Here is a 26,049-nt window from a genome sequence, read left to right as displayed (position 1 = left end):
CTCAATACAAGAATTGAGAGTGTTTCAGGCAAAAAACAGCCAGTAGTAAATGTTCTACTGGCTTACGTTTGTGAACACAAAGTCCACTAACAACGTCAGTTGGCTAGGTGACCCGAAGGTCATCTACACAATTGCATCGTTCGTGCCATATAGATAAAACATTGATTATTTGAAGCAAGTAAAAAAATACAATACAAATATTGTGGCTAATTTGCATAATGCAAAGCGGAATGCGATTATAGTAAGAAATGCAAATTATAACGGCTAGGATATGCAATCAAAAACGCTAGATAACAAATCAAAGTATTTGTTGATGGTGGAGGATACGGCTTCAGTCGCAGCGTTATACCGCTCGTATCTTACACCGCTCGAAATTGATATCAACATTGTCGGCACTGGCCGCGATGCAATAGAGAGTTTGAATCATCGAATCCCTGACCTAATTTTATTAGATTTACGTCTGCCTGATATGACGGGTATGGACGTGCTCTTTGCTGTAAAACAAAAATACCCTGAAGTGCCCGTTATCTTCATGACAGCGCACGGCTCTATCGATACTGCCGTAGAAGCGATGCGTCATGGTTCTCAAGACTTCCTGATCAAACCGTGTGAAGCCGACCGACTTCGTATTACGGTGAACAACGCGATCCGCAAAGCGACCAAGCTTAAGAACAGCTCTGAACATCCGGGAAACCAGAATTACCAAGGCTTCATTGGCAGTAGCCAAACTATGCAGCAGGTTTACCGAACTATCGATTCTGCAGCATCAAGTAAAGCGAGTATTTTCATTACCGGTGAAAGTGGTACGGGTAAAGAAGTATGTGCAGAGGCTATTCATGCTGCAAGTAAGCGTGGCGACAAACCTTTCATCGCCATCAACTGTGCGGCAATTCCTAAAGACTTGATTGAGAGTGAGCTGTTTGGCCACGTAAAAGGGGCATTTACGGGTGCGGCAACTGATCGTCAAGGTGCTGCTGAATTGGCTGATGGTGGGACATTGTTCCTCGATGAGCTGTGTGAAATGGACCTTGAACTACAAACCAAGCTTCTGCGTTTTATTCAAACGGGTACTTTTCAAAAGGTAGGCTCTTCGAAGATGAAGAGTGTGGACGTTCGTTTTGTTTGTGCGACTAACCGTGATCCTTGGAAAGAAGTACAAGAAGGTCGCTTTAGAGAAGATTTATACTACCGTCTGTACGTGATTCCTCTACATTTGCCGCCATTGCGTGAGCGTGGTGAAGATGTTATCGAGATTGCTTACTCATTATTGGGCTACATGTCGGTTGAAGAAGGTAAGGCGTTTGTACGTTTTGCTCAAGAAGTGTTGGATCGCTTTAACCAATATGAGTGGCCAGGTAACGTTCGTCAGCTACAAAACGTATTGCGGAATGTGGTGGTGTTGAATAATGGTAAAGAGATTACTCTGAACATGCTTCCACCACCATTGAATCAACCGATTGAAAACAGTCTGCGCCTGAAAGAGAAGCAGAGTGAAGGCATCACAGTAAAAGATATTTTCCCATTGTGGATCACTGAGAAAACGGCAATCGAACAAGCCATAAAAGCGTGTGATGGCAACATCCCTCGCGCGGCTGGTTTCTTGGATGTCAGTCCATCAACGATATACCGTAAATTGCAAACGTGGAATGCGAAGCAGTAATCGCCAAACAATAAGAAAGAACGATGATGAAAGTATTAAATCAGCAAAAAGTTGATGAGCTTGCCGGTGAGATTGGGCAAGAGAATGTCCCAGTATTACTGGAAATATTTTTAGGTGAATTGAAGGGATACTACGAGCATCTAGAGCTAAATAAAGATACCGATACGTCTAAGTATTTGGCCGATATCAGCCATGCGTTGAAGAGCAGTGCTGCGAGTTTTGGTGCTGATTCTTTGTGTAATTTTGCTATTAGCTTAGACGCAAAAGTGAAGCAAGCATTGCCCGTGACAGATATTGATTTTCAAGATATGCAGGAACTTCTGCTATCAACTTATACTGAATATCAACAGTTGATGACGGGTCTCTAAAGCGGTTAATTGCTATATCTATAGGTAGAGGTACAGAGAGTAAAAAGGAGCATGATGCTCCTTTTTCGTTTTCTGATGCTTGAACTTATGAACTTATGAACTTATGAATGAACTAAGCCAACTGAGCTTCGATCGCTTGTTGGAGCTTCACTCGGTCGTGTCGCCAATCTCGGTTTACAGATGCAAGATCCGTGGTCACACAATTCCATTGCCCTTCTAGTTCTGGGTGTGGTTCATTGCCTAGTACAACGTCTATTTTACGTGCTTTACAGGTACGTTCACACCACTCCAATTGCTCCTGAAGCGTCATTTTACCTGCTGGACCGTGTTCTGGAGACAGGTTTTCAATGAAGATAACTTTTGCCTTGGTGTTTCCAGCGATTGCTTTACCAATTTCTGGCAGTAGCAGCGGAGGCATCACACTGGTTAAAAAGCTGCCTGGGCCAAGCACAATACAGTCTGCTTCTTCCACCGCAGCAACGGCTTCTTTAGTTGCAGGTACTTCTGGCGACAAGTCCATCATGCGTAGTTTTTCTGTCATGTCATCGACGTTGGTTTCGCCAGTTACCCAACGTCCGTCCATTGATAGGGCTGTGAGGTCAGAAGGGTGCTCGGTCATCGGCACAATATTCACATCGACCTTAAGCATGTTACGAATCAGGTTGATGGCTTCCAATGGGCGAACTGAAAGGTTGTCTAGTGCAGTCAGCATTAGGTTACCGAGGTTGTGACCATCGAGCTCACCTTGACCGCGAAAGCGGTATTCGAACATCATCGAACTGATCGAAGGCTCGGTGATTAGTTGGTTGATACAGTTACGAGTATCACCCCAAGCGATGCCACCTTGGCAATCTCGAATACGCCCGGTTGATCCACCGTTATCTGTCGTTGCAACAATGCCTGTCGCATTGCTACCAAAGTCTTTTAATGCCGCAAGCATACGACCTAAGCCGTGACCACCACCAATTGCGACCACTTTTTTTGAAGAGTAAATATTCATTTTTTGTTCTTGTTAGATTATTACCAACTATAATTTAGGTTAAATGCTTCTCGTCAGATACTCAACAAGAGTTATTTTGAGGGTTTGATACGTTTTTTTTGCCGATGTGACTCGTTTTTTGTCATCAGAGCTAGATTCACGTACAAATATTAAGTATTTTACTACTCAGCTACTGCGCGTGTGAATATAACGTGCGGTTGCCATAACTCCGAGCTCTCGCATGCTAAGTCGCACAGTGGTATTTGCTGTACCGATACGCATCAAGAGCCAGTGACATGTTGTCACAAGGGCTTAATTGGAAATGATTATGCCTCCCGTGTTTGGAAAGGTGTTCCGTGGCGCAACAATTCGAAGATAGATTCCATCGCAAGTTTTATTACTTGCGCTTGTCGGTTACAGACGTCTGTAACTTTAAATGTACTTACTGCTTGCCGGATGGTTATAAACCGTCAGGGCAAAAAAACTCGTCTTTTTTAAGTGTTCCCGAGATCAAACGCGTTGTAAAAGCGTTTGCAGATTGTGGTACCTCAAAGATCCGTATTACAGGCGGAGAGCCGAGTCTGCGCAAAGACTTTCCTGAAATCATACATACCGTTGCTTCTACTCCAGGCATCGAAAAAGTAGCCACGACAACGAACGGCTATCGCATGGAGAAACAAGTAGGGAAGTGGCGTGATGCTGGTTTAACCCATATAAACGTGAGCGTGGATAGCTTAGATTCACGCATGTTCCATCAGATCACAGGTGAGAACAAGTTTACTGAGGTTATCCGAGGTATTGATAAAGCATTTGAGGTTGGCTTTGAACAAGTCAAAGTCAACGTTGTATTAATGAAAGACCTCAACAGTCAGGAATTACCAGCCTTCCTTAATTGGATCAAAGACAAACCTATTCAATTACGTTTTATCGAGCTGATGAAAACCGGTGAGATGGACGAGTTGTTCGATAAACACCATGTGTCTGGCGTTGCGATTCGCAACCAGCTTATTGCTAATGGTTGGCTGTTAAAAGTCAAAGCGGTTAATGATGGCCCGGCACAAGTGTTTGTCCACCCAGACTACCAGGGTGAAATCGGTTTGATCATGCCTTACGAGAAAGACTTTTGTGAGAGTTGTAACCGACTGCGTGTTTCTGCGACCGGTAAACTGCACTTATGTCTGTTTGGCGACCACGGTGTTGAACTGAGAGATCTGATTCAAGAAGATCAGCAAGAGCAAGAGCTCATTGATCGAATTCAGGCTCAGCTTCAAACCAAGTCCGTTAGCCACTTCTTGCATGATGGCAACAGCGGCATGACTCCAAACTTGGCGTCAATCGGCGGTTAACCCGCAAACTACTCTAAAGCATTTTATCGCTCAGCTTCTTTAGGCTGCGCGAATCAGTCTAGGACGTGTTGCTCTTTCGAGCTGATTTTTGCAGCGAGTTGCTGGGTATTTATACAAGGCAGAGGCTTTGATGTGTAGCTAGCCTACATGAGAAGCTGATAACGTAGTAGAAATGACCAGCAAACGCTGCCCGAAGGGTTCGGCTAAAAGCGTTTTACTCTTTGTTGAGGGAGATTTGCTTAGAATGACTAGGCTACTTCCCCCTCGCCGCGATTAAAACGCTTTTATCTCGAACAAAATTTAATCACGAAAGGTCAACACGCCCTCATAATTGAAAAATTTATATAGGTGAACAAATGGGTCACGCAGAAAGCAAATTCCAAGCAGCAAACATTGCAGTACTAACGGTTTCAGATACGCGTACAGAAGAAAACGATACGTCAGGTGGCTACTTAGCTGAGCATGCTAAAGAAGCGGGTCACAACGTTGTTGATAAGCAAATCGTTATCGACGACATGTACAAGATCCGTGCGATCGTATCTAAGTGGATCGCTGATGAAAGCGTACAAGCGATCATGATCACTGGCGGTACGGGTTTTACTTCTCGTGACAGCACGCCTGAAGCGCTTAAGCCACTATTCGACAAAGAAGTAGAAGGCTTTGGTGAGCTATTCCGTCAAGTATCTTACGAAGAAATCGGTACATCAACAATTCAATCACGTGCGATCGCGGGCTTTGCTAACCATACAGTAATCTTTGCGATGCCAGGCTCTACAGGTGCTTGTCGCACAGGTTGGACTAAGATCATCAAGCAACAGATGGATGCTAGCCACCGTCCTTGCAACTTCATGCCACATCTTTCTGTATAAGGTGGTTTGAGCATGAGCCAATTTACACACATTAACGCGTCTGGCGAAGCAAACATGGTCGATGTATCGGCTAAAGCTGAGACAGTACGTGAAGCGAGAGCGGAAGCTTTTGTACAAATGTCTGCTGAAACGCTAGAGCTGATTGTTTCTGGTAGCCACCATAAAGGTGATGTTTTCGCAACGGCACGTATCGCGGGTATTCAAGCGGCTAAGAAGACGTGGGATCTGATTCCCCTGTGTCACCCTCTGCTATTAACTAAAGTAGAAGTGCAGCTTGAAGCTATCGAGTCTGAAAACAAGGTTCGCATCGAATCTGTTTGTAAGCTTGCTGGTAAGACGGGCGTAGAGATGGAAGCGCTGACGGCTGCTTCTGTAGCTGCGTTAACCATTTACGATATGTGTAAAGCTGTTCAGAAAGACATTGTTATCGAGAATGTACGCCTGTTAGAGAAGACGGGTGGCAAATCAGGACACTTTAAGGTGGAATCATGATTACTGTACTTTTCTTTGCGCAAACTCGTGAACTTGTCGGTGTTGATAGTTTAGAAGTCGACGCCCAATTCAGTACTATCGAAGCGATTCGCAGCCACCTTGTAACACAAGAGGGTAAATGGGATATCGCGTTGGAAGAGGGTAAGCTTCTAGCTGCACTTAACCAATCAATCGTACCTCTGACAACTGAAGTGAAAGACGGCGACGAAGTGGCTTTCTTCCCACCTGTTACTGGAGGTTAGCCATGGATTCAAGAGTAGTAGTGACTGCCGAGGACTTCTCTGTTGCTGATGAGTACGAGTTTCTCTCTGACGGAACTTCTGCAGGTGCTGTGGTGACCTTTGTTGGTAAAGTACGCGACATGAACCTAGGCGATAATGTGATTGGTTTGTCTCTTGAGCACTATCCGGGCATGACAGAAAAATCACTGAGCGAGATTTGTGATCAAGCTGAGGCTCGCTGGCCAATTCAAAAGATGCGTGTTATCCACCGTGTGGGTGACCTAGATATCGGTGACCAGATTGTTTACGTTGGTGTATCTAGCGCACACCGTGGTGCGGCCTTTGAAGCGTGTGAGTTTGTGATGGACTTTCTGAAAACCAAAGCGCCGTTTTGGAAAAAAGAACGTACCACTGAAATAACTCGCTGGGTTGATTCTCGTGATTCGGATGCGAAAGCGGCGGAACGCTGGGAAAAATAACCATCCAAGGTTACTCTCATCCTGAATGAATAATAAAAGCCGACGTTGAACGTCGGCTTTTTTGTGCGTGCAACAAAGTCATTTATAAAAAATCGGGTATTTACTAAATGATTAGTCATTCAAGTTGCATATAAATTACGGTGCGTGATTTTGTCTGTCTTGGTGCATTTCTAAACCTGCTTTGGTGCAGTGCATTATGCTGTTTTGTATAAAGTGATAATCCTCACAAATAGAAGAGTCTATTTAGGGGATATGTGATGTGTAATTAGATTTCATGTGGCATTAATGTTAATTTGCCGTCAGTGTTCCAGCATAAGATGCTAAAAAAAAGTATCAATGCAGATATATCAACACTAAAGGCTGTTTTTTAATTAATCCCTATATGTAACTCACTATTCATTAGGGTTTTATTAGATATTTACACTGATACCTTGAGTATTTCGGAGAATTATCCGATTTTTTGCGACTTGTTTATGGCAAATTACTTCAATGGTTGATAGTGTGTGCCTCAATCTTTGTAAGGTTTTAGGTTTTTATGCTTAAATTTTGAGCTAAATAAATCTAAATCACTGCCGTTCAGTGAACCTAGCAAAGAAGTCATGGATGCAATACATAAAACTTGGAGTTTATTAAATGTACAAGAATAAAATCACTCAGGCCCTTCTTCTAGGTGCTGGTTTGGCAGTGGCTGCCTCTTCTACTCTTTCTATCGCTGCTGAAGTTCCAGCAGGTACAGAACTAGCAAAAGTTCAGGAACTTGTTCGCGGTAACGGTACTGAAGTTGCAACTATCGACCCACACAAATCTCAAGGTGTACCAGAATCTCACGTCATTCGTGATCTTCTAGAAGGTCTAGTGAACCAAGACGGCGAAGGTAATACTATTCCTGGTGTTGCTGAAAGCTGGGAAACGACAGACAACAAAACATTCACTTTCCACCTACGCAAAGACGCAAAATGGTCTAACGGCGATCCTGTAACAGCTCAAGATTTCGTTTACAGCTGGCAACGTGCAGTTGATCCTGCGACGGCTTCTCCATACGCTTGGTACATGGAATATACCAAGATGGTGAACGCGAAAGACATCGTAGCGGGTAAGAAAGACAAGAGCGAGCTAGGCGTTAAAGCAGTGGATGCAAACACGCTTGTTGTTGAATTAGAGACAGCGGTACCATACTTCGTAATGATGATGGGCCACACAACAGTGAAGCCAGTACACCAGGCAACTGTTGAAAAATTCGGTGATCAATGGACTAAGCCGGGTAACTTCGTAGGTAACGGCGCGTTTGCTGTTGATAAGTGGGTTGTTAACGAGCGTCTAGTTCTAAAGCGTAACGAGCAATACTGGGACAACGACAAAACGGTTCTTAACAAAGTAACGTTCCTACCAATCGAGAACCAAGTAGCGGAAATGAACCGCTTCCTATCTGGCGAAATCGATTTCACAAACGAACTTCCAACTGAGCACTTCAAGCGTCTTAAGAAAGAGCACGCAGAAGATGTATCTGTAGTCGGTAACCTATGTACTTACTATTACATCTTTAATACGAAGAAAGCGCCATTTGATGATGTTCGTGTACGTAAAGCAATCTCTTACGCTATCGACCGCGACATCGTGACTGGTGCAATTCTAGCGCAAGGTCAAAAGCCAGCATATTTCCTAACACCTGAAATTACAGCGAACTTCGATCCTGTACTTCCTCAGTATGGCGCTATGTCTCAAAAAGAGCGTAACGTAGAAGCTGCTCGTCTTCTAGAAGAAGCGGGTTACGGTAAAGATAACCCACTAAACTTCAACCTACTTTACAACACTTCTGAAAACCATAAGAAGATTGCTGTAGCACTAGGTTCAATGTGGAAGAAGACACTAGGCCTTTCAGTAACACTTGAGAACCAAGAGTGGAAAACTTACCTATCTTCTAAAGATTCTGGTGACTTTGAAGTAGCTCGTGCTGGTTGGTGTGGAGACTACAATGAAGCGTCGTCATTCCTAACGCTAATGAAGAGTAACAACACTACCGGTGGTGTTCACTACGACAGCGCGGCTTACGATCAAATCATTGATAAAGCACTAAGCTCGACTTCAGAAGAAGAGCGCAAAGCACTTTACCTTGAAGCTGAAGCGCTAATGGCGAATGACATGCCGATTGCACCTATCTATCAATACGTGAAATCACGTCTACTAAATCCGCACGTTGGTGGCTTCCCTACTAACAACGCGGAAGATAAGATCTTCTCGAAAGACTTATACATCAAAGCTCAATAAGCTTCGATTCTAAAAAGTTAATATAACTATAACGATACAGACACTACATGCGTGACACGCGCATGTAGCGTCTTTCTAATTTTAATTGTCACAGACTGAAAGAGTGAGTTTATGCTTAAATTCATTATGAAAAGGATATTTGAAGCGATTCCAACCATGTTGGTGTTGATCACTATATCTTTCTTTCTCATGCGTTTCGCACCGGGTAACCCGTTTTCAAGCGAGCGTCCATTACCGCCAGAAGTTATGGCTAACATCGAAGCTAAATACGGCTTAGATAAACCAGTATTTGAACAATACACCACGTACTTAACCAACATCCTTCAGGGTGATTTTGGTCCGTCGTTCAAATATCAAGATTACACAGTAAATGAGCTGATCGCGGTAGCACTTCCAGTATCGGCGAAGGTAGGTTTTGTTGCCTTTATCTTCACGCTACTAATGGGGGTCACCGTCGGAACCATTGCTGCTTTGAAGCATAATACCTGGGTCGACTACACCATCATGTCGACCGCGATGCTTGGGGTTGTAATGCCATCGTTTGTATTGGCACCCGCACTGATTTACCTATTCTCACTGCACTGGAATATATTCCCTGCTGGTGGTTGGCATGGCGGTACATTCATGTACATCGTGCTACCTGTTATCGCGATGTCTCTTCTATACGTAGCAACTTTCGCTCGTATTACTCGTGGTAGCATGATTGAAACGCTAAACAGTAACTTTATCCGAACTGCACGTGCAAAAGGTCTAAGCTACCGTTACATCATTCTTAAGCATGCTCTTAAGCCAGCAATGCTGCCTGTTGTTTCTTACATGGGACCTGCATTCGTAGGTATCATCACAGGTTCAGTTGTTGTTGAAACCATCTTCGGCCTACCAGGTATCGGTAAGCTGTTTGTTAACGCTGCGTTTAACCGTGACTACTCGCTAGTAATGGGTGTAACCATCTTGATTGGTTTCCTATTCATCTTGTTCAACGCAATTGTTGATATTTTGCTAGCGCTGATTGACCCGAAAATTCGCTACTAACAGGGACTGGTTATGTTGAAGAAAAAAGAAAATTTAGAAGCGATCGAAAAGTTCTCTGAGAGTTTGGAGATCGAAGGTCGTAGTTTATGGCAGGATGCTCGTATTCGTTTTATGCGTAACAAAGCGGCGATGGTGAGCCTGTTCATTCTAACGTTAATGGTACTGGCGGTTATCTTCTTACCGATGCTGGCTCAGTACACTTACGACGATACTGACTGGTATGCAATGCACGTAGGTCCTAATGCTGATCACTGGTTTGGTACCGATAGCTTAGGTCGTGACTTGTATGTACGTACTCTAATCGGTGGCCGCATCTCATTGATGGTTGGTGTGATGGGTGCCTTCGTAGCGGTATTGATTGGTACGCTTTACGGTGCAGCTTCTGGCTTCATCGGTGGCCGTACTGACCGAGTGATGATGCGTATCCTAGAAATCTTGTACGCAGTACCATTCATGTTCCTAGTGATCGTACTGGTAACGTTCTTTGGTCGTAACATCGTCCTAATCTTCGTTGCTATTGGTGCGATTGCTTGGCTCGATATGGCGCGTATTGTACGTGGTCAAACGTTGAGCCTACGTAGTAAAGAGTTCATTGAAGCTGCTCACGTATGTGGTGTAAGCAAATGGAAGATCATTACACGTCATATCGTACCGAACGTATTGGGTATTGTTGCGGTTTACTCGACGCTACTTATTCCGAGCATGATCCTTACAGAATCATTCTTATCTTTCCTTGGTCTTGGTGTTCAAGAGCCTATGACAAGCTGGGGCGCATTGCTTCAAGAAGGTTCGCAAACAATGGAAGTTGCAATTTGGCAACTGGCATTCCCTGCGGCATTCATGGTAGTAACGCTGTTCTGCTTTAACTACGTAGGCGACGGTCTGCGCGATGCGCTTGATCCAAAAGACAGATAAAAATTAATAGCAAATAAAGCTACAAAAGCTATAAAAGATTAAGGAAGCAATGATGAGCTTATTAGATGTCAAAGATCTGCGCGTCGAATTTACCACGCAAGATGGTATCGTAACCGCAGTAAACGACCTGAATTTCTCACTTAACCAAGGCGAAACGCTGGGTATTGTTGGTGAGTCGGGTTCAGGTAAATCACAAACGGTATTTGCACTGATGGGGCTGCTGGCTAAGAACGGCATCATCTCAGGTAGTGCGAAGTTTGAAGGTAATGAAATCCTCAACCTGCCTGAAAAAGCGCTGAACAAGGTTCGTGCTGAACAGATCGCGATGATCTTCCAAGATCCAATGACCTCACTGAACCCTTACATGAAAGTAAGTGATCAGCTGATGGAAGTACTTATGCTGCATAAAGGCATGGGTAAAGCAGAAGCGTTTGAAGAATCAGTACGCATGCTTGAAGCGGTGAAAATCCCTGAAGCACGTAAACGTATTACCATGTATCCGCACGAATTTTCGGGTGGCATGCGTCAGCGTGTGATGATCGCAATGGCCCTGCTGTGTCGTCCTAAATTGCTTATCGCTGATGAACCAACAACGGCACTGGATGTAACCATTCAAGCGCAAATCATGGAATTGCTGAACGAACTTAAAGATGAGTTCAATACGGCAATCATCATGATCACCCATGATTTGGGTGTCGTTGCCGGTTCTTGTGACAAAGTTCTAGTGATGTACGCGGGTCGTACAATGGAATACGGCACGGTTGATGAAATCTTCTATGAGCCTAGCCACCCTTATGCGGAAGGCCTGCTTAAAGCGATTCCTCGTTTGGATACCGAAGGTGAAATTCTACCGACGATTCCAGGTAACCCACCTAACTTACTTCGCCTACCGACTGGTTGTCCTTACCAAGACCGTTGTCACCGTGTAATGGACCGTTGTAAGCAAGAAGCACCGATTTTGCAGCCATTTGCTAAAGACCGTCAGCGCGCTTGTTTTTCAGATTGGGAGACTTGGACAAAATGAGTAAAGAATTACTATTAGATATTAAAGACCTGAAAGTTCACTTTAGCATTGCAGCGAAGTCTGCTTGGCCTTGGGCAAAACCATCAAACCTTAAAGCAGTTGATGGTGTGGATGTTCACCTTTACGAAGGCGAAACGCTAGGTGTGGTAGGTGAGTCTGGTTGTGGTAAGTCGACTTTTGCACGCGCAATTATCGGTTTGGTTGAAGCGACTGAAGGTCAAGTGATGTGGTTAGGTCAGGACCTGACTAAGATGCAAGAAGTGAAACGTCGTGAGACTCGTAAAGAGATTCAGATGATCTTCCAAGATCCGCTCGCATCACTCAATCCGCGTATGTCAGTAGGTGACATTATTGCTGAGCCTCTAGAGACTTTTTTCCCTGAACTTTCTAAACAAGAAGTTAAGGATAGAGTTAAAGAGATGATGGCAAAAGTTGGTCTACTACCCAACGTAATCAACCGTTACCCACATGAATTCTCAGGTGGTCAGTGTCAGCGTATCGGTATTGCACGTGCACTTATCTTGAAGCCTAAGATGATCATCTGTGATGAGCCTGTTTCTGCACTGGATGTATCTATCCAAGCTCAAGTAGTTAACCTTCTGAAAGAGCTACAGAAAGAACTTGGTTTGTCTTTGGTATTCATCGCGCACGATTTGTCGGTTGTTAAACACATTTCTGACCGCGTATTGGTCATGTACCTAGGCAACGCGGTAGAACTTGGCGAATCAGATGCATTATTCTCTGACCCTAAACACCCGTACACCAAAGCGTTGATGTCTGCAGTTCCGATTCCAGACCCTCGCTTAGAGCGCAGTAAAACCATTCAGATGTTGGAAGGTGATCTACCGTCACCAATCAATCCGCCATCAGGTTGTGTGTTCCGTACTCGTTGTCCACAAGCAACAGAGGCGTGTGCGCAAACTAAGCCAACGATTCAAGGCGATGACGTTCACGCAGTATCTTGCTTGCACGTACAAGTCTAGAGTCTATTTAAAACGGTTCAGCCTGTGACAGGCTTAAGCGCGACTCGTTATTAGAGTCGCGCTTTTTTTGTCTAATGTTTAGGCTTATTGGATCTCGATCAACAAGCTTCATCAAAATATTCGAACAACTAAGCCAACTTCTTCTAGTTTTGAAAAAGTTGGCTTTTTTTATACTAGAGAAAAGTTAGCATCACAGAGGTTTGGATATGGGCAAGTTAGTTGAAGGTGTTTGGCACGATGTGTGGTACGACACCAAAGAAAGCGGTGGTAAGTTCGTTCGTGAAGATGCGGGCTTTCGTAACTGGGTTGAGAATAAAGCCGGTGCGCAATTTGAGCCAGAAAGTGGTCGCTACCACCTATACGTATCGTTAGCGTGTCCTTGGGCGCATCGCACGCTGATCTTCCGTCAATTGAAAGATCTAACCGATCATATTGATGTGACGGTGGTTTGCCCTGACATGATGAGTGAAGGTTGGCAAATGGGTTTACCTGAGCCTTTGTTCGGTCACACTCGCATGCACCAAATCTACACCCAAGCCAAACCGGACTATTCAGGCCGAGTAACCGTTCCAGTGCTATGGGATAAGAAAACCAACACCATTGTGAGTAACGAGTCGTCTGAGATTATCCGTATGTTTAACTCAGAGTTTAACGAACTGACAGGCAACACGGATGATTACTATCCGTGGGAACTGGCAAAGAAGATTGATGAGTGGAATGACTATATCTACCCAAACATTAACAACGGTGTGTACCGAACGGGCTTTGCAACGACACAAGAAGCCTACGAAGAAGCGTATGATGCGTTATTTGAAGCCTTAGACAAAGTAGACGCTCACCTTAGCGAACATCGCTATTTAGCGGGTAACGAGATTACAGAAGCGGATTGGCGCTTGTTTACCACTCTGGTTCGGTTTGATGCGGTGTATGTTGGTCACTTTAAGTGTAACAAGCAGCGAATTTCAGACTACGTCCATATTCAAGGATACTTAAAAGAGCTTTACCAGATCGAAGGCATTAAAGAGACGACCGATTTTTATCACATCAAGCGTCACTACTATTACAGCCATACGGGCATTAACCCAACTCAAGTTGTGCCTAAAGGACCTTACCTTGATTTGGAATCCCCCCATGAAAGAAGTTATTTAATTTAATATCAATCACAGTAAGTAAGTGATCATAAATAGCGTAGAGAAAAGGCTTGAGAACAAGGAAGAATTTTCGATAAGTAGTTATTCTACAATCAAAAATTCTAACGCCGTTATCGAGCGTTTTAACAAGCTAGGATGACCAGTTATTTACTACGATTGGTAGAACTTACCGGAACATAGCGTCAGGCTTGATATCGGCTTACACTTCGAAGGCTTCTTTTTGATTTTGTAGCTCTAGATACTCTACGAGGTCTGTTGCGCTTACCGGACGCGAGTAGTAGTAGCCTTGAACAGCACTGCAGTACAATTGTTGAATGGACTGGAGCTGTGCTTTAGTCTCAATACCTTCCACGACCAAATCGAAGCTGAAAATATTTGCTAGAGAGGTAATCGCTTCAACCAGTGCAAATTGCCTTGCATCGGTATCAATAGTATCTACGAATGATTTATCAATCTTGATCTCATTGATAGGAAGTGAGGCAATGTAGCTTAATGATGAGTAACCTGTACCGAAATCATCGATGGAAACTTGCATACCTAGAGCTTGGAAGCGGTTCATTACCTGAGTGACGGCTTGTAGATCTTCAACGAGGACGCTTTCCGTAATCTCAATTTTAATTTTTTCTGGTGCCATTGCATATTTAGCTGCAAGCTCAGAGAATCGTTCAACTAAATTACGCTGAGTAAACACGGCCGGAGATAGGTTGATCGACAAAGATAGAGATAGCCCCAGTTTACGGTTGATCTTGCTAATACGGCGCATGCTAGTTTCAGCGACAAAGAACGTAATGTCATTAATCAGGCTCGTTTTTTCCGCCATGCTGATGAACACGTCAGGTGGAATAAATCCTAATTTTTTGTTTTGCCAACGACAGAGCGCTTCTACTCCTAACACGACACCTGAATGTACGTCGATTTGAGGTTGATAGTGAACGTACAGTTCGTCATTATTTAAGGCGGAGTTAAGCGCGTTCTGAATCTCGAGTTTACTGTGAATATCATCAGAAATAGACTCGTCAAATAGTTGAATAATGCCTTTGCTTGTACGTTTAGCGAAATAGAGCGCCATATCAGCTTTAGAGATTAACATTTCGATATTGTCAGCATGATCGGGAGATAACGATACGCCGATGCTTGCCTTAATCGATAGGCTTTCCCCTTTGATATCGTAGGAGCGTTCGATTGCCGGCTTAATCTTGCTGAGAATTGGTGTCAAAGATTCGGCTGTTGGTAGGTTGTCTATAATTGCAATAAACTCATCTCCGCCAAAACGGAAATACATTTCATTCGGCTCAGTTAAATGTTGTAGAGTTTGAGCAATATTTTTGAGCAGTTGATCCCCATAGCCATGACCATGAGCGTCGTTAATATTTTTAAAATCATCTAGGTCGATAAAAAGTAAGGCGATTTTAGTCGTATTTTGTATGTTTCTTTCCTGTATGACCGCAAAGCTCTCTTTTAATGCAGTTCGGTTGTAAAGACCGGTGAGCGAGTCATGATGAGCTAAGTAAGATAACTCTTTACGATTTTGCTCCAATTTATGAAAGTCACGCCTTATTTGGCCTTGGAAAGTAGTAAAGCGACGTGCAATAGCATTACTGGTATAGAAACTAAGAATCAGAAGGGTAACGAAACCTGCACTACTGTATATGACGAGCTCGATGGTATCGCGTTTTAACGACTCTTCTGTAAGTTGTTTATGAGTGACTGAATATTGGTTAATGGCTTGGGTATAGGCACTACCTACGATAAACCAATCCCAATCGGGGATTTTCGTTACATAGTTCAGAGTGCTAGAGGACTGGCTGTTGTTGGATTTAACTCCGAGAGTTACAAAACCTTCATGGTTTGCTTCTATGATGTCCTCATTCAAGATAAAAGATTGAAATGTAGGATGCTTTGTTCCGACTAATTCCGGTGACTCATGAGCTAGGAAAACGCCTTGTTTGTCGATCACGAACAACTGGTCAGAATCAGGAAGCTTAAGGCTATTAAGCCAATTGAGTGATTGCTTTTTTAAATCATTTTCAACGTCAACGACATAATCACCTGAACTTATTACCCAGTCTAATGGTTCAAAATAGATAGAGTACCCAATTTTTTCGTACTCTGTTTGATTGTCACCCGGTTTGTGAAACCACCATCTGTAAAAGCTAGTCTCTTTTTCAAGTGACAGTTTAACCATTTCAGTAACAATAGCTGTGCCTCTTGTGTCTTTGAGTGTGGAAAGGTCTTGTCCTTCAAGGTGGGGCCAGAATGGGTGCATGATGCCTTTAGACTGGCGATCAACGATAAAAAGGTAACCTCGATCGTTATTAAAGCGAATGTCTTTCAGCGCACTTTTAACTACGGATTCAATTACTTCTATCGGCTGTGACCTGTTATCTTCGTAAAGGCGAGTAGAAATCCGATGTGCTTCTTCTAATCGCTCTTTGACGACTTGTTTTAGTTCTGACTCGGTGGTCGACTTCAGGTAGAGAACTTGGCTTTTTGCTACGTCGACTTGGCTTTTAAGCAATTGCTTGTGCTGATCTTTAAATAGTTGTTCTGCTCTCACTAATTGTTTTTGATTAGACAGGTGTGAGTTGTACAGAAATGAAGAAATCAGTACGAGTGAAAAAAGTGCGATAAAACTAACTGGGAGCCATTTGATCAACGCGATCAGCCGAGTATCTGACGTCATAGTGTTATGAAATACAAAGAAGTTTATTTATTATGTAAAAGAATATAACAAAACTAATCATCATTGCGAAGAATAAAAACGTGAAAGTTTGCACTTTTCCGACAAACGTACGGTAGGTTAAGAATTGAAGGGAAAGAAAAAGACAGCTCGATAAATCAGTGATTTAGCTAAAAGTGAAAATACAGCTCTTTGGTGATTTGATATGAAAGGGTGAGCCGTACCTGCTTACGTTGTTCAATTAACCTACAGTATGTTTAACGTTTTTGATTTGATTTGATTTGATTTGATTTCCACCAATTTGTAATGGAAAAAAGCCCATGCAATTGCACGGGCTTGAATGTTTTTAATGCATTTTAGAGAGAGAAAAGTAATTAGTTAATTACTTTTTCTTCAGCTTGAGCTGCTTGGTCTGCTTGGATAGCCGTTAGAGCTACTGTGTAAACGATATCGTCTACTAGAGCGCCACGAGACAAGTCATTTACTGGCTTGCGCATACCTTGAAGCATTGGACCGATAGACACTAGGTCTGCTGAACGCTGTACAGCTTTGTAAGTCGTGTTACCCGTGTTTAGGTCTGGGAATACAAATACTGTCGCTTTACCTGCAACTGGAGAGTTAGGCGCTTTTGAAGCGGCTACGTTTTCCATGATTGCGGCGTCGTACTGAAGAGGACCGTCGATCACTAGATCAGGACGTTTCGCTTGAGCAAGTTTGGTTGCTTCACGTACTTTATCTACGTCAGCACCTTTACCAGATTCACCAGTAGAGTAAGAGATCATAGCAACGCGTGGGTCGATACCGAATGCCGCAGCAGAATCTGCAGATTGGATAGCGATTTCAGCAAGCTGTTCCGCTGTTGGATCTGGGTTGATCGCACAGTCACCGTATACAAGCACTTGATCAGGCAGAAGCATGAAGAAGATTGAAGATACGATAGAAGCATCAGGAGCCGTCTTGATGATCTGGAACGGAGGAACGATAGTGTTCGCCGTTGTGTGAACAGCACCAGAAACTAGGCCGTCAACTTCACCAGCTTCAAGCATCATAGTACCTAGGAATACTGAGTCTTCTAGCTTCTCACGAGCAACAACTTCAGTCATACCTTTAGCGCCACGAAGTTCTACTAGACGAGCTACGTAGTTTTCGCGAACTGATGCAGAATCGATGATCTCAACGCCAGCGCCAAGCTCAACACCTTGCTGCGCTGCAACGCGACGGATTTCTTCAGGGTTACCTAGAAGTACACACGTTGCGATACCGCGCTCAGCACAGATAGCCGCAGCTTTCACTGTACGTGGCTCGTCACCTTCAGGAAGAACAATACGCTTAGCCGCTTTACGAGCAAATTCAGTTAGCTGGTAACGGAATGCTGGTGGGCTTAGACGACGGATGCCTTGAGTCCCTTCAGATAGAGAATCAATCCAAGGGCCATCAATGTGGCTTGCAACGTGATCGTTAACGAACTCGATACGTTCTTTATCGTCTGCAGGTACTTCTAGGTTGAAGCTCTGTAGGTTTAGAGACGTCTGCCAAGTGTTACCTTGAGCTTTGAAGATCGGTAGACCTGAAGCGAATGCTGGTGCGCAAAGGTTAGCAATGCTTTCTGGAATGTCGTAACCGCCAGTCAGTAGGATTGCGCCAATTTCAACACCGTTTTTCGCAGCAAGAGCCGCAGCAACGATAACGTCAGGGCGGTCTGCAGAAGTTACTAGCAGTGAACCTGGCTTAAAGTGCTCAATCATGTGCGGTAGAGAACGTGCACAGAAAGTGATGCTCTTAATACGACGAGTTGAGATTTCACCTTCGTTGATGATTTCAGCGTTAAGGTGCTTAGCCATATCAACCGCACGAGTTGCGATTAGGTCGATGCTCCATGGCACACAGCCAAGAACACGGATAGGGCTAGAGTTGAAGATTTGCATTACTTCAAGGTTCGCTTGCTGAGCACTGTCTGCATCATCAAAGATTTCAGATAGGTCAGGGCGAGTACGACCAGCTTCATCAACAGGTGCATTCAGTTTGTTAATAATAACGCCAGAGATGTTCTTGTTTTTAGTGCCGCCGAAGTTAGAACATGCTACTTCGATGTGCTCTTTAAGCTGAATAGGGTTGTATGTACCCGGAGTCGCAACGAATACGATCTCCGCGCCAAGTGTCTTCGCGATTTCCGCGTTTACTTGGTTAGCAAATGGGTGCTTACGAGTAGGCACTAGACCTTCGATTAGCGTTACTTCTGCGTCTTTGTTGATCTTGTTGTATTGCTCAACAACAGACTCAAGAAGTACGTCCATTTTTTCGCTACCGATCAAAGCTTCAGCTTTAGTCATTGCGATTGGCTCACCAATCTTAATGTCGCTGTTTACGCTGATAATAGTAGACGTTAGATCCGGTTGATCACCACCGCTGCGAGGTTGAGCGATTGGCTTGTAGAAAGAAACACTTACGCCCTTACGCTCCATAGCGCGAAGAACACCCATGCTAACACTAGTAAGACCAACACCAGCGCTTGTAGGGATAAGCATAATAGTACGTGACATTGACGAACACCTTTGACTATTGGAAATAAAAAAGCTCAACCGCTATTCCCACCGATAAAAATATTGGGGTAGGAATAGAAGTTGAGCCCCATTTTCTTGATATGAAAAACTGACTAGCTTCGAGGGAAGTTAGTCAGGAAAATCAATTAAAGACCTGCTAGTTTCGCAGTGTCTTCAGCAATTACTAGCTCTTCATTAGTCGAGATAACCATTGCAGGGATACGGCTGTTAGCTGTAGTGATAGTACCTTCGCCGCCGAAACGTGCTTTAAGGTTAGCTTCACCGTCAACTTCGATGCCGAAGATGCCTAGGCGGTTAAGAACCATTTCACGGATTGGGCCAGAGTTCTCGCCGATGCCACCAGTGAAAGTGATTGCGTCTAGACGACCTTCTAGAGTTGCTGTGTAACCAGCAACGTACTTAGCTAGACGGTGACAGAACACGTCCATTGCACGAGTTGCTTCTTCTTTCTCGCCGTAGTTGTCTTCAACGAAACGACAGTCAGAAGTCACTTCAGTTAGACCCGCTAGGCCAGACTCTTTAGTTAGCATGTTGTTGATTTCTTCAACAGAGTAACCAAGAGCGTCGTGTAGGTGGAAGATGATCGCAGGATCTAGGTCACCACAACGAGTACCCATTACTAGGCCTTCAAGAGGAGTAAGACCCATAGAAGTATCTACAGATTGACCGTTCTTGATAGCACATACAGATGCGCCGTTACCTAGGTGACAGTTGATGATGTTAACTTCTTCAACTGGCTTGTTTAGTAGACCAGCTACTTCACGAGTAATGAACAGGTGAGAAGTACCGTGCATGCCGTAACGACGGATGCCGTGCTCTTTGTACAGGTTGTACGGTAGAGCGTATAGGTAAGACTCAGAAGGCATTGTTTGGTGGAACGCAGTGTCAAATACAGCAACGTTTTGAAGGCCAGGGAAGTTCTGTTGAGCCGCTTCGATACCGATAAGGTGAGCTGGGTTGTGAAGAGGTGCAAAAGTCGCAGCGTCTTGAATACCCTTAAGTACTTCATCAGTGATAAGTGCTGATTTAGTGAACTGCTCGCCACCGTGTACGATACGGTGACCGATAGCGCCAAGGTTAGCTTTAAGCTCAGGCTTAGAAGCAAGAATAGTTTCTACCATGAAAGATAGTGCTTCTACGTGAGCTGCGCCCGCACCTAGTTGTGCTTCATGCTTGCCATCAAGTTTCCACTTCATACGAGCTTCTGGAAGACCTAGACACTCAGCAAGACCAGTTAGGTGCTCTGCACCTGTTTCTGCATCAACAACAGCGAATTTAAGAGAAGAACTACCACAGTTTAAAACTAAAACTAGCTTAGACATTAATGACTACCTGTTTATTTTTCTGATCGAAATCAGTTAAGGATGAAAATTAATCTCAAGAATAGTCGAAGCACATGGGCTTGCGTACTAACCTTGGTCAAAAAAACGTTAATTTCCGTATAAAGTAAAAGCACTCTTTATCAAAAAGAGGCTTGTGCATTCCTTGCAGAAGTCTTCTCAAAGTTGCTTAAATTGTAAATAAGGGCAACAATGAGATTGAGGTCTGCAAATAATAGCGATATTGTGCAAATATAACAAAAAAATTTGAAAGAATATTATTTTTCGTCAAATTTTTGTGTTTTTAGTTGATGGTTTCAACTTTTTTTTAATGGGAGACTCATATGAGCAATAGAGTTGGTTTAGCGAGTAGTTTAAAAGATGGCCAAACGTACATGGATCTCTGGCCCGTCCGCAAAGAGTTAAACTCGATCTTCCCTGAGCAGCGCATTATCAAAGCGACGCGTTTTGGCGTGAAAGTGATGCCAGCGATAGCTGCTATTAGTGTTCTTACACAAATGGTCTTTAATAATTATCAAGCGATACCACAAGCTGTGGTCATGGCTTTGTTTGCAATCAGCTTACCGCTTCAAGGTATGTGGTGGTTAGGTAATCGCTCAAACACACAACTTCCACCTGCGCTAGTCTCGTGGTATCGCGAACTTCATGAGAAGATCACTGAAACGGGTTTTGCGTTAGAGCCAATGAAGTCGCGCCCTCGTTATAAAGAATTGGCGATCATTTTAAATCGCGCATTTCGTCAGCTAGATAAATCCTCAATGGAACGTTGGTTCTAATGAGTTTCAACTCTCCTCTTGTCTGAGAGCAACTATTCTTCATTGATGGTTTGTTCTCAGGTTTGACTTTAATATTTTCACTTCGTTTTTATTCATCTCGCTCCCCTCATTCCTTTGTTCTCTTACTACTCATGTAGTTTCTTACCTTTCAAATTCTGCCTCTCTCTATTTCACGCATTTTTCGAGCCTTGTTGTGTTTTTGTTAAATATAACTTCAAGTTATCAATGGTTACTGGTAATACTATCAATATTGATGTTGTTCTCTTTGAGCGAGCAATAATGAGTAGAGCTTGATTCAGGGAGCGATAATGAGTTCTGTAAAAAAGGTATTGGCAGCGATCGTAAGTTGTCTGTTGTTGCTATGGACAAGCAATGTAATGGCGAACGTTGCCAAAGTTTCGGTTTCACAAGTTGTCGACCATCCAGATCTGAATGCAACACGTCTAGGACTTCTTGAAGGATTGAGAGCCAAAGGTTACGAACCGGGTAAAAATTTAGAGTTCTCTTATGAAATGGCTGGTGGCAATCCCGTTCAGGCTGCAAAAATAGCCAGAGAGTTAGTTAATGAGAACCCTCATGTATTAGTTGGCATCGCGACACCGACCTCTCAAGCGTTGGTTTCAGCGACTCGAACGATCCCGATTGTGTTTACTGCGGTAACAGACCCTATCGGCGCAAGGCTTGTTAAACAATTGGAACAGCCGGGACGAAATGTCACAGGCCTTTCTGACTTATCACCTATTTCCCAACATGTATCTCTTATTAAAGAGCTACTCCCTAATGCAGGTTCAATCGGTGTGGTTTATAACCCTGCCGAAGCGAATGCCGTTGCATTAGTTGGGTTATTGAAAAAGGCTACACGAGACTTTGGTTTTACTTTGCATACTGCAAAAGTGCTGTCCATCGATGATTTAGAAGAAAAAACAGCATCCGTGGCTAAAAAATCTGATGTTATCTACGCGCTAACCGATAACACGGTGGCAAGCGGTATTGAAGGACTTATAAATGCAGCAAACCAAGCTGGCACACCCGTGGTTGCAGGAGCAACGTCTTATGTTGGCAAGGGAGCAATAGCTGGGTTAGGTCTAGATTACTATGACGTTGGGGTGCAGACCGCTGATTATGTGGCCGCTATTTTGGACGGACAAAAACCAGGGAAGTTGAGTGTTCAAACGGCTCAAAGCTCTCAGTTGGTTGTGAATCTAGAGGCTGCTCGTGAGCTTGGTTTGACACTACCAAAGTCTGTGGTTGAACGTGCGATAGTTAGTCGTTAAAGGGTATTTACATCAAAAAACACAACGCTTGATAAGTCACTTTGTTAACAGGGTTTTAAACCATCACAATGAACAACACTAGTCGACTCTCACCATTAGCTGCGATCTACTTTATTCATTTTTAAGTAGTTATTTCCCCGTTAGGTGCATCGCTAATATCAATTTACATTATTTTACATCGAGAGGGTTGTCGATTAATGTCATAATATTAATGGAACTAATGATATTAACTGAGCGCTAAGAGCACATTCTATGAAAGTAAATAGGCACTTTAGCCTTACCTTTGTCTTCGGCTTTCCCGCTGTGATCGCGACCATGTTACTTGGGCTGATAGGAAAAAATCATTTTGATGCGGTAGAAAAAGACATCAGCAGTGAGTTTCAGCGTATTGAAGAAGTGTTTAAACGAACGACCAAAATTGTTACCGCTCTAGATTACAGCTTCTCTAATTACTACAAATCAGGAAACCCTCTTTTCCTGGATCATAATAAGCAGGTGGTTGACGGTCTTTGCCGCATTTGGCCTATCGACGTATTACTTCTTGCTGACGGAAAAACCGCAGATATCCCCTCTGTCGATATCGACTATATGTTGGTTGGTCAAGAATCCCTTTGTGATGAAACTAGCGATAGCTATAAAAGTGCGGCAAACAAGATTGCTCTAGCACCCATTCTTTCATTTTTATCCCAGCTTGATGAATATCACAACGGTGTACACTTTATTGATACCCGCGGCTATGTGATCTCTTCGCCTGAAGACTTTGCTAAAGAGCTAGGGAAAGAACTACTTTCGACCATAAAAAGCCGCCCGTATTGGCAAAGAACCGCCAACAATCCAGAACAATTGACTTTAACGGGGCCTGCGTATCGATTTGACTCTCTTGACCGTATGATAAGCATGACGATTCCGGTGTTTCATAAGGGGATACATCAAGGAATGCTTTCTGTTGAGATTGACGCCAGTAAATTGCTTGCGAGTTCGAATGAGCACTTAGCCGGTAGAATCGATATTATTGATACCACCTTGGTTAATCCGGTTGATAGCGCTACTTTCTATCACGCGATACAACTGGAAGGAGTCACCTCTCATCACGCGATGTACTACGAATTAGATTTTGCCAAAGAGGTGGAGCACTTTTTTGTCTACGAGAAAGACAGTCTGATTGTCGCTATCATCGTATATCTATTCTCTGTAACGCTCTTTTTCTTCGTTAACTCCAATATTGAACGTGGTTACTTCAAAGAGCTAGCAGCTAAAGACCCGATGATCGGGCTGCTAAATCGTAGGGGACTAGAAGCTTTTTGGCGCAGTGTGGAGCATGACCAGTTATTCGCCTTGACTGTATTTGACATTGATAATTTCAAGTTGATTAATGATACCTTTGGGCATGACAAAGGGGACGATGTTATTCGCTACATGTCCCGCCAGATAAGTAATAGCATTCGAAGTAGTGATGTCGCAGCAAGGTTTGGTGGTGAAGAGTTTGTTGTCTACATTAAAGGCGATGACAGAGAAACATTAATGAGAACATTACAACGTGTAAAAAGTGCAGTTTGTTCTAAATCCGCGGATATCATTCCTAATGGCTTCACGGTATCTGGCGGCGTGTGCATTGTTGAGACGGAGCAAAGCAAACTCAACTTTGAAGAGATATTTAAGTACGCCGATGAAAAACTGTACGTGGCTAAGACGACCGGTAAAGACCGAATCGAGTTTTAACCACGTTATTGAAGTCTTGTGCTGCATAAGGAGGAGAGGGGCTGATGGCTCTCCCTCGCTTAGACATATTAAGCTGAGTGGAAATGCTCATCTTGATAACGTTGTAAGCGCTCTACGATAGGCGGCGCTTTCTTGAAAGTACGAATTTCTTTAAAGAGTTCATTCGCTTCAGGGTAGCCTTTACTTAGATAAACAAACCACTGCTTCACTCTATTGGGGTAGTACATGCCTTTGTCCCCTTTTATTTGAAACTCTGAATAGCGCAGTAAAAGTGCGATCACTCTATCCCATGGCATTTTCTGGTGGTTGTGCTTAACCACATTGCCAAGGTTTGGAATATTAAAAGCACCGCGGCAGACCATTAATGAGTCGACGCCCGTTGCTTCAATACAATCTTGACCATCTTGATAGTTCCAAATTTCCCCATTTGCAATCAACGGCAGAGAGGTTTTCTCTCTTATTTGATTGATGTAATCCCATTTAATTTCGCTGGCTTTATAGCCGCCAACTTTGGTTCTTGCATGCACAGTGAGTTCGTCTGCCTTTGCTTGTTCGATAGCGTCGACAATTTCAAAGCACTCTTCCGGGTGCTCCCAACCTAATCGAATTTTTGCAGACACGGGAATGTGCGCAGGGACCGCCTCACGGCAAGCTTTCACTACTTGATAGATGAGCTCGGGCTCTTTTAGCAGTGACGCACCGCCATTACTTTTGTTTACCGCTTTTGCAGGGCAACCAAAATTAAGATCAATGCCTTTAGCGCCTAAACTAGCAGCTTGAAAAGCATTCTCGGCCATCCAATTTGGGTGTTGTCCTAGAAGCTGGAGATGGATTGGAACACCAGCCATGGTTTGAGAGCCTTGATGCAATTCAGGGCAAATACGGTGAAAAACATGCGGAGGAAGAAGTTGATCAACTACGCGCACAAATTCCGTCACACAGAGATCGTAATCATTGATCTCTGTGAGAATTTCACGCATTAGATGGTCTAGAACGCCCTCCATAGGGCCAAGTATTACTCGCATGTTGCTTTACCGAAACTGAGTGGACCGAACTGAGTGGGTCGAAAAATTAGAGGCGTGATTGTACGGTTTGCTTATAGGATTGTCACTATGAGTATGGTTTACCTGTCTTAGTGTGTGCTACCCGACTTGATGATGGTTTATCGCTAAATAGCGACAACTCAGGGAGTATGGCGTTATAATGTCGAAAATGCCCCAATATCCAGAGCTTTCATGACATATCAATTATTAAGCCTACCTGAATCAATCACTGACATTACTCCGCAGTTTATGGAAGGCGCAATTCTTGCCTCTAACTTAGCCACCAAGCCATTAGACCCAGAAGAATGGCTCGCTATTGTTGCGCCTGAAGCGGGTAAACAGCTTGTAACAACGGTGACAGAGCAGATCAATCGTCAGCACAACCTGATTCAGCGCAATGAATATTTACTGACAGACGTACTAGCTGAAGGTGATTTTAACGAACAATTCGCCGATTTTTCTGAAGGCTTTATGATGGTTTGGCCAACAGTGGAAGAGCAGTGGCAGAGCGTGACAGTTGCGGACGGCACTCTGCGTATGTTGCAAGCGCTGCTAACTACATTGATGCTAGCGATTGATGAAGAACAAACCCAACAACAAATGGTCGCTGCAGGGCTTAAAAATCCACCATCGCTTACCGATTTAGTGGGTCAAGTCGATCTGATGATTTCTGAAGTGGCACTTGCCGCAGATGAAGCTATGCTGGGTAATAAGTCACAAAGCGTGAACCCATTTAAAGACATTGGTCGAAACGATTTATGTCCGTGTGAAAGTGGCAAGAAATTCAAGCAATGTTGCGGTTAACACAGCTAATCGAGACTTGTTGATAGATTAAGCTTGAATGAACATTATACCAATCGTAGTAAATAACT

The 26,049-nt window shown here is 43.7% G+C and carries 22 protein-coding genes and 1 riboswitch; of the genes, 17 read left to right on the top strand and 5 right to left on the bottom strand.

Translation table 11 applies throughout. From position 1 onward, the window contains the following. Positions 1-271 precede the first annotated feature (271 nt). Together luxO and luxU are read left to right on the top strand one after the other, a co-directional pair. On the top strand, positions 272-1,660 hold the full coding sequence (gene luxO / locus AB4407_RS00110; RefSeq protein WP_372117418.1) for a quorum-sensing sigma-54 dependent transcriptional regulator LuxO: 1,389 nt from the start codon (positions 272-274) through the stop codon (positions 1,658-1,660). 23 nt (positions 1,661-1,683) lie between these two features. After that, entirely contained in the window at positions 1,684-2,028 is a 345-nt protein-coding gene (luxU, locus tag AB4407_RS00105) for a quorum-sensing phosphorelay protein LuxU (protein WP_372117415.1), read from the top strand. A 112-nt stretch (positions 2,029-2,140) separates the two neighbouring features. Here the strand turns inward: luxU and AB4407_RS00100 are convergent, their stop codons facing one another. Next, a complete protein-coding gene (locus tag AB4407_RS00100) occupies positions 2,141-3,028 on the bottom strand; it encodes a YvcK family protein (RefSeq protein WP_372117413.1) in 888 nt (295 codons plus the stop codon). Between the two features lie 194 nt (positions 3,029-3,222). Further along, positions 3,223-3,375, top strand: a riboswitch (molybdenum cofactor riboswitch). On the opposite strand from AB4407_RS00100, the gene moaA reads away from it, so the two are divergent. From moaA to AB4407_RS00045, 11 genes are all read left to right on the top strand, one after another. Further along, positions 3,364-4,353, top strand: a complete 990-nt coding sequence (moaA, locus tag AB4407_RS00095) for a GTP 3',8-cyclase MoaA (protein ID WP_372117410.1) — start codon at positions 3,364-3,366, stop codon at positions 4,351-4,353. (Overlaps the previous riboswitch by 12 nt.) Positions 4,354-4,709: 356 nt before the next feature. After that, on the top strand, positions 4,710-5,222 hold the full coding sequence (gene moaB, locus AB4407_RS00090; protein WP_004734027.1) for a molybdenum cofactor biosynthesis protein B: 513 nt from the start codon (positions 4,710-4,712) through the stop codon (positions 5,220-5,222). A 12-nt stretch (positions 5,223-5,234) separates the two neighbouring features. Beyond that, positions 5,235-5,714 carry a cyclic pyranopterin monophosphate synthase MoaC gene (moaC, locus tag AB4407_RS00085; protein WP_004734026.1) on the top strand — a complete coding sequence of 160 codons (480 nt, stop codon included), beginning with the start codon at positions 5,235-5,237 and terminating at the stop codon, positions 5,712-5,714. Further along, positions 5,711-5,956 (top strand): molybdopterin synthase sulfur carrier subunit, encoded by a 246-nt coding sequence (gene moaD / locus AB4407_RS00080; protein ID WP_019823606.1) that lies wholly within the window; start codon positions 5,711-5,713, stop codon positions 5,954-5,956. Before moaC ends, moaD begins: the two co-directional genes overlap by 4 nt. A gap of 2 nt (positions 5,957-5,958) precedes the next feature. Next, complete coding sequence (gene moaE / locus AB4407_RS00075) at positions 5,959-6,414, top strand: molybdopterin synthase catalytic subunit MoaE (protein WP_372117409.1); 456 nt, start codon at positions 5,959-5,961, stop codon at positions 6,412-6,414. A gap of 633 nt (positions 6,415-7,047) precedes the next feature. Next, on the top strand, positions 7,048-8,679 hold the full coding sequence (locus AB4407_RS00070) for an ABC transporter substrate-binding protein (protein WP_372117407.1): 1,632 nt from the start codon (positions 7,048-7,050) through the stop codon (positions 8,677-8,679). 111 nt (positions 8,680-8,790) lie between these two features. Beyond that, complete coding sequence (gene oppB / locus AB4407_RS00065; protein ID WP_017062174.1) at positions 8,791-9,711, top strand: oligopeptide ABC transporter permease OppB; 921 nt, start codon at positions 8,791-8,793, stop codon at positions 9,709-9,711. A gap of 12 nt (positions 9,712-9,723) precedes the next feature. Further along, positions 9,724-10,626, top strand: a complete 903-nt coding sequence (gene oppC, locus AB4407_RS00060; RefSeq protein WP_372117405.1) for an oligopeptide ABC transporter permease OppC — start codon at positions 9,724-9,726, stop codon at positions 10,624-10,626. Between the two features lie 52 nt (positions 10,627-10,678). Beyond that, positions 10,679-11,650, top strand: a complete 972-nt coding sequence (locus tag AB4407_RS00055; RefSeq protein ID WP_012603544.1) for an ABC transporter ATP-binding protein — start codon at positions 10,679-10,681, stop codon at positions 11,648-11,650. Continuing rightward, the gene (gene oppF / locus AB4407_RS00050; RefSeq protein ID WP_017062172.1) at positions 11,647-12,633 is read left to right on the top strand and encodes a murein tripeptide/oligopeptide ABC transporter ATP binding protein OppF; all 987 of its coding nucleotides are present in this window, start codon (positions 11,647-11,649) and stop codon (positions 12,631-12,633) included. Before AB4407_RS00055 ends, oppF begins: the two co-directional genes overlap by 4 nt. Positions 12,634-12,839: 206 nt before the next feature. Further along, on the top strand, positions 12,840-13,787 hold the full coding sequence (locus tag AB4407_RS00045) for a glutathione S-transferase family protein (RefSeq protein ID WP_372117403.1): 948 nt from the start codon (positions 12,840-12,842) through the stop codon (positions 13,785-13,787). Positions 13,788-13,983: 196 nt separating this feature from the next. On the opposite strand, the gene AB4407_RS00040 is transcribed toward AB4407_RS00045, so the two are convergent. The 3 genes from AB4407_RS00040 to AB4407_RS00030 form a co-directional block, all read right to left on the bottom strand. Then, positions 13,984-16,341 carry an EAL domain-containing protein gene (locus tag AB4407_RS00040; RefSeq protein ID WP_372117400.1) on the bottom strand — a complete coding sequence of 786 codons (2,358 nt, stop codon included), beginning with the start codon at positions 16,339-16,341 and terminating at the stop codon, positions 13,984-13,986. Between the two features lie 497 nt (positions 16,342-16,838). Then, positions 16,839-19,004, bottom strand: a complete 2,166-nt coding sequence (gene pta, locus AB4407_RS00035; RefSeq protein WP_372117398.1) for a phosphate acetyltransferase — start codon at positions 19,002-19,004, stop codon at positions 16,839-16,841. Positions 19,005-19,150: 146 nt separating this feature from the next. Next, positions 19,151-20,347, bottom strand: coding sequence for an acetate kinase (locus tag AB4407_RS00030; RefSeq protein ID WP_102514399.1), 1,197 nt, complete (start codon positions 20,345-20,347; stop codon positions 19,151-19,153). Between the two features lie 341 nt (positions 20,348-20,688). Between AB4407_RS00030 and yfbV the strand changes: the two genes are divergently transcribed. From yfbV to AB4407_RS00015, 3 genes are all read left to right on the top strand, one after another. After that, positions 20,689-21,141 (top strand): terminus macrodomain insulation protein YfbV, encoded by a 453-nt coding sequence (gene yfbV / locus AB4407_RS00025; protein WP_372117394.1) that lies wholly within the window; start codon positions 20,689-20,691, stop codon positions 21,139-21,141. A gap of 308 nt (positions 21,142-21,449) precedes the next feature. Continuing rightward, positions 21,450-22,415 (top strand): ABC transporter substrate-binding protein, encoded by a 966-nt coding sequence (locus AB4407_RS00020; protein WP_372117392.1) that lies wholly within the window; start codon positions 21,450-21,452, stop codon positions 22,413-22,415. 252 nt (positions 22,416-22,667) lie between these two features. Then, a complete protein-coding gene (locus tag AB4407_RS00015; protein WP_372117390.1) occupies positions 22,668-24,134 on the top strand; it encodes a GGDEF domain-containing protein in 1,467 nt (488 codons plus the stop codon). Positions 24,135-24,202: 68 nt separating this feature from the next. On the opposite strand, the gene dusC is transcribed toward AB4407_RS00015, so the two are convergent. Further along, on the bottom strand, positions 24,203-25,159 hold the full coding sequence (gene dusC / locus AB4407_RS00010; protein ID WP_372117387.1) for a tRNA dihydrouridine(16) synthase DusC: 957 nt from the start codon (positions 25,157-25,159) through the stop codon (positions 24,203-24,205). A 210-nt stretch (positions 25,160-25,369) separates the two neighbouring features. Between dusC and AB4407_RS00005 the strand changes: the two genes are divergently transcribed. Further along, a complete protein-coding gene (locus AB4407_RS00005; RefSeq protein ID WP_372117384.1) occupies positions 25,370-25,981 on the top strand; it encodes a YecA family protein in 612 nt (203 codons plus the stop codon). Positions 25,982-26,049: the final 68 nt, after the last annotated feature.

Source organism: Vibrio sp. 10N.261.46.E11, from assembly GCF_041472735.1.
Classification (GTDB): domain Bacteria; phylum Pseudomonadota; class Gammaproteobacteria; order Enterobacterales; family Vibrionaceae; genus Vibrio.
Note: the sequence above shows the minus strand (reverse complement) of the source record. Positions and strands in the feature narration are given on the sequence as shown.